Origin of the sequence: Pedobacter sp. FW305-3-2-15-E-R2A2 (assembly GCF_038446955.1) — a bacterium.
In the GTDB taxonomy this organism is placed as follows: domain Bacteria; phylum Bacteroidota; class Bacteroidia; order Sphingobacteriales; family Sphingobacteriaceae; genus Pedobacter.
Genome location: NZ_CP151803.1, coordinates 3,210,144 through 3,219,047, shown reverse-complemented (window position 1 = coordinate 3,219,047; position 8,904 = coordinate 3,210,144). Strand labels below are relative to the sequence as shown.

Below are 8,904 nucleotides of genomic sequence, written 5' to 3'. Positions count from 1 at the left end.
CAACAGGAACTATGTTAAACTTCTTAAATAGTAATATGATTTCAATCGGGCTCACAGAATAACCTCCTTTCCTGCTATAGGTTCATTCCTAAGCCATAACAATCCTTCTATCAGGCCGGTTATTGCATGAATAGTATTATCTTCAAATATCATCGGGGCGTCTAAATGAATATCCAGATCAGTATTTATATGATTAATAATTTCCATGAGTTTGATAGAATCAATACCAATCCCGGTTAATTCTGTGTTTTCAGAAATATGATTTATAGAGCTGATTCCAACTTTTCTATGAATGAGATCCAGTAAGTACTTCTTAATAGAATCTGAATCTTTTAATAATAATACCTGTTCTTTATAAGCGCTGAATTCGTCCAGACTTAATCCATCCGGAAGAACATGTAATTTTGAGGCTAGAATTCTGATCTTTTGGAAATTGTAATCACTTTGACATTTTACCCGTTGTAACTTACCGCTTGTCGTTCTCGGTATACCAGACTCAATAGTTAGCACAATGTCATATGGAGCTATATTGAACGAACTGGTTACCAGACTATTCACACCAACCAAAACCTCATTAAAAATGTTTTTGTGAAGATATGTTCTTTTAATTTCCACGATGACAATCAGGTTGTCATTAACCGAAAACGCCACTACACCATTCCGGTTAATAGCTTCATGATTTAATGAAATAGCTTCTTCGATATCATATGGATATAAATTCCTCCCTCTGATAATCAGGACCTCCTTATATCTGCCACAAATAAAAAGCTGATCCTGATAAAAAAAACCTATATCTCCTGATCTTAAAAACTTTTCATTATTAATTTCGTAAAAAAGATGATCTGTACTCTTGTTCCAATATCCGTCCGTCACACTTCTGCCAGCAATACAGATTTCACCTTGTTGTAAATCATGGCATTCCCTCTGTCCGGATAAACCAATGATTTTTACAGTTGATCCATTGATAATCTTACCGTTGCTAACAATGGAGTAACTATCCTCAACATCCTGAGGGGCAAAAACGATCTGATCTGCCGACAAAGATTTCTTATCAATATGAACAACTAAAGATTTCTCTCTTTCTTTTGCACCTGATACCAATAAAGTACATTCTGCAAGACCATAACAAGGGTAAAATGCATCCTCCTTAAAACCAGCCTCTTTGAAATGATTTGAGAATCTACTTAATGTTTCCGAACGAACTTGTTCAGAGCCATTATATGCAACCTTCCATGACGAAAGATCCAAGCGCTTAAAAACTTCACCAGAGGTCTTGTCAACACACATATCGTAAGAAAAATTTGGACCGCCACTATGTGTAATATTGAATTTGGAAATGGCCTCCAGCCAGCTTTGAGGCTTTTGAACAAAATGAAAGGAAGACATGACGATACAAGTACAACCAGTATATATCGTATGAAGAATATTACCTACCAATCCCATATCATGATGAAAAGGCAACCAGGAAAAAATTCTGGATTCTTCATCGCATTTAAATGCTTCTTTTAAAAGCCCCTGATTATGAATAAGATTCCCCTTACTTACAATAACCCCTTTGGGTGAATTTGTAGATCCTGAAGTATATTGAATAAATGAGATCTTTTGATCAGTTGTATTCAAATTTAATTTAAGTACAGCCGAATCAGAAAACTCATTGGTTGAAACAACTTCCACTGAAGTTAAATCCGGATAATCAAGTAAAGAAGATTTAAGATATTTCTCTGACGCTATGGAACAGAAAATCACGGTCGCTGAGGAATCCAAAAGTATGTTGGAAATTCTTTTGAATTGTTTCCCCCCCTTACTAAAAGGTACAGGAATTGGTATGATACCTAAATTTTGGCAGGCAAGAAAAGCGATGACAAAATCATTAACGGAGTTGTAAAATAAAACGGCACATTTCTGAGAATGCTTTTTGAAATTATTCCGAGTACTAAGCTGTTCCACCCTGGAAGCTAACTCGCTGTAACTGATCTTATCCTTTTCTTGTAAAGAACTATCCAATGTAGTAAAGGCAGTCTTCTCCGGAAATTTTATAGAAAAGGATAGTAAATATCTAACAATATTATCGTCTAAATTCATCATGATATTAACAGATTAGAGATTTTCAAAAAATATTACAGGTTGCACATTCCGGGGATATGTGACTCATTTGATATGATTAAATTTTCAATTTAAAAGAATGGCTGACTTATGAATTCCGCTTTTAACAGAGCTGTTTTTTTGCCGGATTCAACAAGTTCAAACGAGGCAACTACGATTGATGAATATATAAGCATGAATACCTGCCTAAAAGCAGGCACAGGTAGAAATTCTAAATCAGAAAATTTAGCATTTTTTACGGGATTAAGCACAGCTTCGCTGAACTATACCACATAAACTTATCCAAAATGATAATTAGGATTAAAAAGACTTATTTTCACTATAACAATTCAATTATACAAACAAAATCTAATAATTCAAATTGATAATCAATATACTTTATCTTTTAAATAAACCTCTTCAACTAACAGATAGCATGAATTGAATCATAGTCTTATTTAGCGATTACGATTACTATAGGTAATTTAAAATTATTTTTTTTTAAAACAAAAAACTCTTGGAATAAATTGAGAAAGGCACATTTTTTTCTCTAGCCTGGTTCTGAAGAATCAATAAAAATTCATCGGAATTGATATTTTTTCCTTTCGAAGGTGGGCTTGCATTAGTGGAAGGATTTGAGGTATCAGTAACCCGGGTTGCAAACCAGGAGATATTTTCATGAGGCATGATCAATCCTAGAATCATCCCTGGTAAACCGTTAAAAGATTCCGGCCCGCCTGAAACGGGAATTTCATAACTATAAAAAGCAACAACATAAATAGAATCCATTACTATTCCGTTAGCCCGATAACAATTATACCCCGCTATATCTCTTGCCTCGCCTGTAATTTTCCATTTTATCTTTTTTATTGCCTCGTTTAATACAAATGTCTCATCAAATACATTTTTCTGGCTGACTCTTTTCTTATTTGAAAAGTCGGAATACACAATATTATTCTGACTCACCATTGGCTGTGGCCCAAAAAAACCTGCGGATATATTACCAATAGAATCAGGTAAAAACAAGGTTTTATTGTCAGAGAATTTCAAAGTACTTTTAAGTATCAGAAACTGAGGATGACTTTGAACATATTGATCGTAGGCAGGCTGAAACAAATTAGAATTCGCTTTTGTAATACTCCTTTTCAGGATAGCAGACATATTCACGCTCTTCTGGAATTCTATAATTCCGGAGGATGTCAATCTTTTACCCTGAGAAAATAAAGACTTTACTGGTAATAGCGCGAGACAACTGAGAAAAAAAAATTTGAATTTCATATTACTTATCATTAAGTTATTTAGACACCCCTACTTTGTTAAAGTCATAGGTAAGTGAAAACATAAAAAATCTTCTTATAGTTATAAAGTTATTTTGACTTATAAAATTTCCGTTAACAACTCTGTTGAACCCATTATTTTGATTTAACAAATCATTCACAGATAAAGAAAGTTTCAAATTTCTCTCTTTCAAAAATGTTTTATTAACAGAGGAGTTGACAATTAAACGGGAAAACGTCTGATCGAAAACTTCAGTTTTTGAATTATACTGATAGCTTGCATCTGAGTAAAACTGGAATTTCCAGGGTAAATAAATTACAAATGAACCATTTCCAAGAAATCCGTTTCCACTATTGCTCAAATTTGGTTGTAATGACGATCCTGAAACAGTAAATGTCGGACCCAAAGAAAAATTAAAATCATATTTCTCCGGAACTGTTTTTGAAAACCTAAGCTGACCGGTATAGGTATAAGATTTGGTGATGTTAATCTCTCCATTGGTAAGATTATAATAAGTATTACCATTAACCCCAAGGTTAATACCAGCGCTTAAGTCCAATGGCTTTATTTTTCTATCATAAAATATATTGAAATTAATATTTGATGGCATTTTTCCTCCAAGGTTCAGAGATCCAATGATACTTTTTCCATTGGTATCTGTTCGCAAATCGTTTACAATTGGATTTGTCGTTATTGTATAGTTAGCAAAAACTCCGATTAACTGACCATTAGATGGCGTAAAAGAATTATACCCAAAAAACAGACGATGATCAAATGCCGGTGTCAAACCCGGATTTCCTACAGTAACATTTAATGGGTCTAAATTTATCCGTACTGGTTGTAGCTGCGATATTGTGGGTAAAACTGTATTGCCATTATAATTTAACCTGAGTGCCGAGTGCTGCGAAAGTCTGTATTGAGCATTAGCCTGAGGAATCCAGATGGTATAATTCTTATCCAATTTAGTCCCGCTAAAATTATTCAGTTGCTGAAAATTTACATTTCCAACTTTTGTTCCAATATTCAAACTGGTCTTATTTTTATTATAATTTAAAGCGGCTCCGGCCTGATTTGAAAATTGCTTTAATTTAAAATCATTACTATATAGCGTATCTAAAATGGTGTATCTACCTGCTGATAGTGGATTAAAAGATTCGCGACTCGAGTTACTACTTCCATAAGCGAAACTATAATTTAACAATATTGAAAGTGATTTTGACAAAGGTTCAGAATAGGTCAAATTGCTATTAACAGTCAGATTTTTTAAATTATTAACTTTAAACTGATCAATGTTCTGTACGCTATCTACGGTACCTTTATCATTGTAAAAATTGATCCCGGATTTCAAAAACCCGGTGCTATTGTTCTCATCAAATGATTGTCCTAAATAAATCGTATAACTTCTTCCAGCTTTTCTTAGCCTCTTGGTAAATAACAAATCAGTGGAATAATTATTCTGCTTTCCATTATTGGTTACTTCTCTCCTGCTGTTATTTAACAGCCCTCCCAGCTGATCTGTCGTCTGTGAGGTATAATCATCATTAGATTTTGTATGCTTTAAAAAGCCACTAAAACCTACCTTCAATATAGATGTAGAATCCAATTGAAGCTTATATACACCATTAAGTTTTTGTTTAAACAGATTCTGATAAGAATTTTGATCCGAAATACTTTTCAAGGTATTCTCAGGTAGGTTGTTATCTGAAATTATGCTGCTATTCCCTTTAATAATGATAGATCCAATTTTATAATCAACATTAATGGATTGCTTATCATCTTTCCATTTATTATCATAATGAACCCCTCCTGTTTTAGCTAATGGAATTCCTTGTCCATTATATCGGCCATTATCATTGTCAAATTCATCACCTCCACCTAAATGAATAATCATACCTGCCTCCGATAAATCAACTGTCGAAGATGCGTATTTTGCGTTGTCCTGCCAACCTAGTCCCGTAACCCCATCATTTCCCAAGATAGAATATATAGAGAATTTTTGCTTCTCTTTAAATTTATTAAATAGCGCTTGCCCACGGAAATAGCCATCAGTACCTATACCGCCATCTATTTTTCCGAAATAGCCATTCTTTTTATCATCTTTTAGTTTTACATTAATTGTTTTTTCTTTTTTTCCATCGTTAACGCCTGTGAATGCAGCCTGATCACTGGTTTTATCAAAAATCTGAACTTTATCAATCATATCTGCTCGCAAATTCCGGGTAACTAATGTAGGATCATCGCCAAAAAATTCTTCACCATCTACAAGCACCCTATTTATTTTCACGCCTTGTGCAGTAATTTTCCCGTCTTTGTCTATTTGAATTCCGGGCAACTGCTTAAGCAAATCCTCCACTTTAGCATTGGGTTGTATTTTGAACGATCCGGCATTGTATTCTGTAGTATCTCCTTTTATTTTTATTTGTGAGACGTTACCACTAATGATTACTTCCTGAAGCAAATGTGTTTTAAGAACGAGCGAAACCGATCCGAAATCTATATTTCTATTATTGGAGTCTATCACAAATGTCTGTCTGAATTCTGCATAATCAGAAGAATACACAATCATTGTGAGTTTCCCAGGATTAAGGTCCTGTAAAATGAACCTGCCTGCTAAATTTGTCCTGGTAAAACCCTGTAAAATTGAATCTTGGGCACTGATTACTACTATGGTACAATTTTTCAACTTGGCTTTATCCACGGTATCAATTACAGTACCCTGAATTGAGTAAGAGGAAGTGATGTCTTTTGAAACTTGTTGCGAAAAGCTTAATTTGCTGAACACCAAAGAAATTAGAACCAGTAGGTATATTTTCATGAATGATAGATTTAATATTTATTAACAACCTGACGTATCTCATCGAGATACAAAACCCCGATTGTAAATTCCTTAGTTCCTATCCAAAGACTTTTTTTATCAATTTTTGTAATTGCTTTTTTCGGGACAATAAATGATCTGTGAATTCTCATAAAAGATGATGATGGTAAAATCGCCTCTATCTCTCCCATTGTCAGCCTTGAAATTACCTTATCATCTTTTAAATTTACATGCAAATAGTTGCCAACACTTTCGATATAAATGATATCGTCCAGGTTAACCCGAATTTGTTCATAGCCACTTTTCAAAAAAATATGATTCGAATCTGCTGGAATAAGACTGCTGTTATTTTTCAATTTATATAAATCAAGCGCCTTATTACAAGCCTTAAGAAAACGGGCTAAAGAGAACGGTTTTAAGAGATAATCCAGGACGTTTAAATCAAAACTTTGCACCGCGTATTCACCGTATGCTGTTGTAACAATAACCATGGGTGCATTTGTTAATGATTTTAAGAAATCAATGCCTGATATATTGGGCATTTTAATGTCTAAAAAGATCAAATCCACCTTGTTATTCTGAAGGAAATCCATTGCGTGGAATGAATTTGTAAAAGTAGCTGTCAGATCCAAAAACGTGATGTCCACTGCCAGCTTTTTAATTACTTCGAGTGCGAGCGGCTCATCGTCTATTGCAATTGCTTTTAACATTATGTTGATATGATTTAAATTATACCTGTAGTTTCAGACGGACAGTGAATTGCTTTCCATCATCATTTATTTTTAGATCGTATTTATTTTTGTAGATTAACTCCAACCTGTCTTTTACATTCTGTATACCCGTGCCCGATTGTTCAGATTTAAGATCAGTGTTTTGTGCAGCATGGATATTATTTACAACTTCGAAATCAATAGTATCTTCATTACAATCCAGCCGAATTGTTATTTGAGATTCCTCTAGCAGATCGATACCATATTTAAATGCATTTTCCACAAATGGTATAAATAGCATCGGCGCTATCATACAATTACACCCCTCGTTATCTATGCGATCAGAAACAGATATGGTTGGCGAATCTTGTATTCTAAGTTTCTGAAATGCAATATAATTCTCCAGATATTCAATTTCCCGGGACATTAATATGAATTCTGAATTGTTATCGTGAAGCATAAAACGCATCATATCCCCCAGCATTTGTATGCCTTCAGCCGTTTTTGTTGAATTTTCAACTAGTGCAGTGCCATATAAGGTATTTAATGAATTAAATAAAAAATGTGGATTTATTTGTGAACGTAGAAAATACAGGTCTGATTTCGATTTTCCCAGTTCAATCTGAGCCACCCTGAATTTCAATATTACATCTTTTTGTTGCTGAAACATAAGCCAGGAAACTGGCGTGACAACGATAAGCTGAAAGAGCCAAACAATAAATACAGATAGCCTTACATCTTCATGCGATGAAAACGAGATAAATGCCAATGTAACTATAAAGGTGGATAGTAATATACCTGATAACAATCTTAAATTAAATATGGTATATGTTCCATACAATGGAAATAAAAAATATTTATTAAAAAAATATACAATTCCAACTGGAGGCAGAAAGCAAAAATAAAATCTAAAAAACGGTTCATTTCTAAAACCAAATGTAAATAGCAGAACGGCCACAATAAAGTAAACACCTAGTATAAGCGCAATTTTATTTGCGATCATCACCACACTATCTTGCTTCTTTTCAATGATAAAAGCTGCAAACGCGCTAATACATGTAGCAACCATAAGGAGACAGATCAGGCCTGCAGCCCGGTCAATTCCAAATAATAGATTTTCTAAAGGCCGCTCATTATATCCGAGCAGACTGACCAATCCAAATGAATTGTAATTGAAATAGGCAGGATGTGCAATTGAACTTATCCAGTTTATTCCGACAGACAGCATTAAAGAAAGAAAAGCAGCAGAAAAAACGACCACTAAAACTTTAGCCAATGGAAATCCAGGCTGGCTCTTGCCAAAAAAACTACGAATCACAGGAGATACCAATAAATTTATTCCGATATAACAGCCATAAAATATCAGTAACGCCCCTAATTGAGGGAAAAGAATATTTCTATTATAATCAAAGGTAAGGTTACGCTTAATGTATGCTATCTCAAATACATTTGATAAGTGATGATTTTGAATCTGATTGCCTATCCAAAAATAACCAACTGCAACAATTACAGTAACTATACTGATAAATATGATTTCGTATTGTCTGAATCTTGTTTTCATTTCTTTTATTTTTCTAACAAGATTATGAGTTCCAAAATTTAAATTCTAAAAAATGGGACGAAACCATTGTTTTATGGGGTAGATATCATTATTGAGGGAGAACTTGATTGTTTTAAAATCTGACTGCCTACATATATCGATAGTCCGGTTAATATCCCGCCTATTAAACCTGAGCCAATTAATATCAGGTAAACAGGAATGTGTTTTTCGTTGCTAAAGAGGCTACCTCCATAGCTGAAATGAAAATATACATTGCCAAGAAACCAAATTAAAAACCCGGTTATGAAACCTATCAGAAAGGCCGAAATCTTATACTTTCTGACATCAACCCATACCCCTATTGCAATCGCAAAAATTATAAAACTCCACCAGGGGAAATAGGTTATCATTTGAACAGGAATTATTATAGTTATAATGATAAGGAATGTTTTTAAATAGTCCATATTTACTTTCATTTT

The 8,904-nt window shown here is 33.8% G+C and carries 6 protein-coding genes; all 6 read right to left on the bottom strand.

All coding sequences use genetic code 11. The annotated features are described in order from the left end of the window. Positions 1–51 precede the first annotated feature (51 nt). The 6 genes from AAFF35_RS12915 to AAFF35_RS12890 all read right to left on the bottom strand — a co-directional run bounded on the left by AAFF35_RS12915 (position 52) and on the right by AAFF35_RS12890 (position 8,901). Positions 52–2,085 (bottom strand): AMP-binding protein, encoded by a 2,034-nt coding sequence (locus AAFF35_RS12915; RefSeq protein WP_342332927.1) that lies wholly within the window; start codon positions 2,083–2,085, stop codon positions 52–54. 498 nt (positions 2,086–2,583) lie between these two features. Continuing rightward, a complete protein-coding gene (locus AAFF35_RS12910) occupies positions 2,584–3,360 on the bottom strand; it encodes a GLPGLI family protein (RefSeq protein WP_342332926.1) in 777 nt (258 codons plus the stop codon). 16 nt (positions 3,361–3,376) lie between these two features. Then, on the bottom strand, positions 3,377–6,175 hold the full coding sequence (locus AAFF35_RS12905; RefSeq protein WP_342332925.1) for a TonB-dependent receptor: 2,799 nt from the start codon (positions 6,173–6,175) through the stop codon (positions 3,377–3,379). 11 nt (positions 6,176–6,186) lie between these two features. Further along, entirely contained in the window at positions 6,187–6,885 is a 699-nt protein-coding gene (locus AAFF35_RS12900) for a LytTR family DNA-binding domain-containing protein (protein WP_342332924.1), read from the bottom strand. Positions 6,886–6,904: 19 nt separating this feature from the next. Beyond that, a complete protein-coding gene (locus AAFF35_RS12895) occupies positions 6,905–8,446 on the bottom strand; it encodes a histidine kinase (protein WP_342332923.1) in 1,542 nt (513 codons plus the stop codon). A gap of 71 nt (positions 8,447–8,517) precedes the next feature. Then, positions 8,518–8,901 carry a hypothetical protein gene (locus tag AAFF35_RS12890; protein WP_342332922.1) on the bottom strand — a complete coding sequence of 128 codons (384 nt, stop codon included), beginning with the start codon at positions 8,899–8,901 and terminating at the stop codon, positions 8,518–8,520. Positions 8,902–8,904 lie beyond the last annotated feature (3 nt).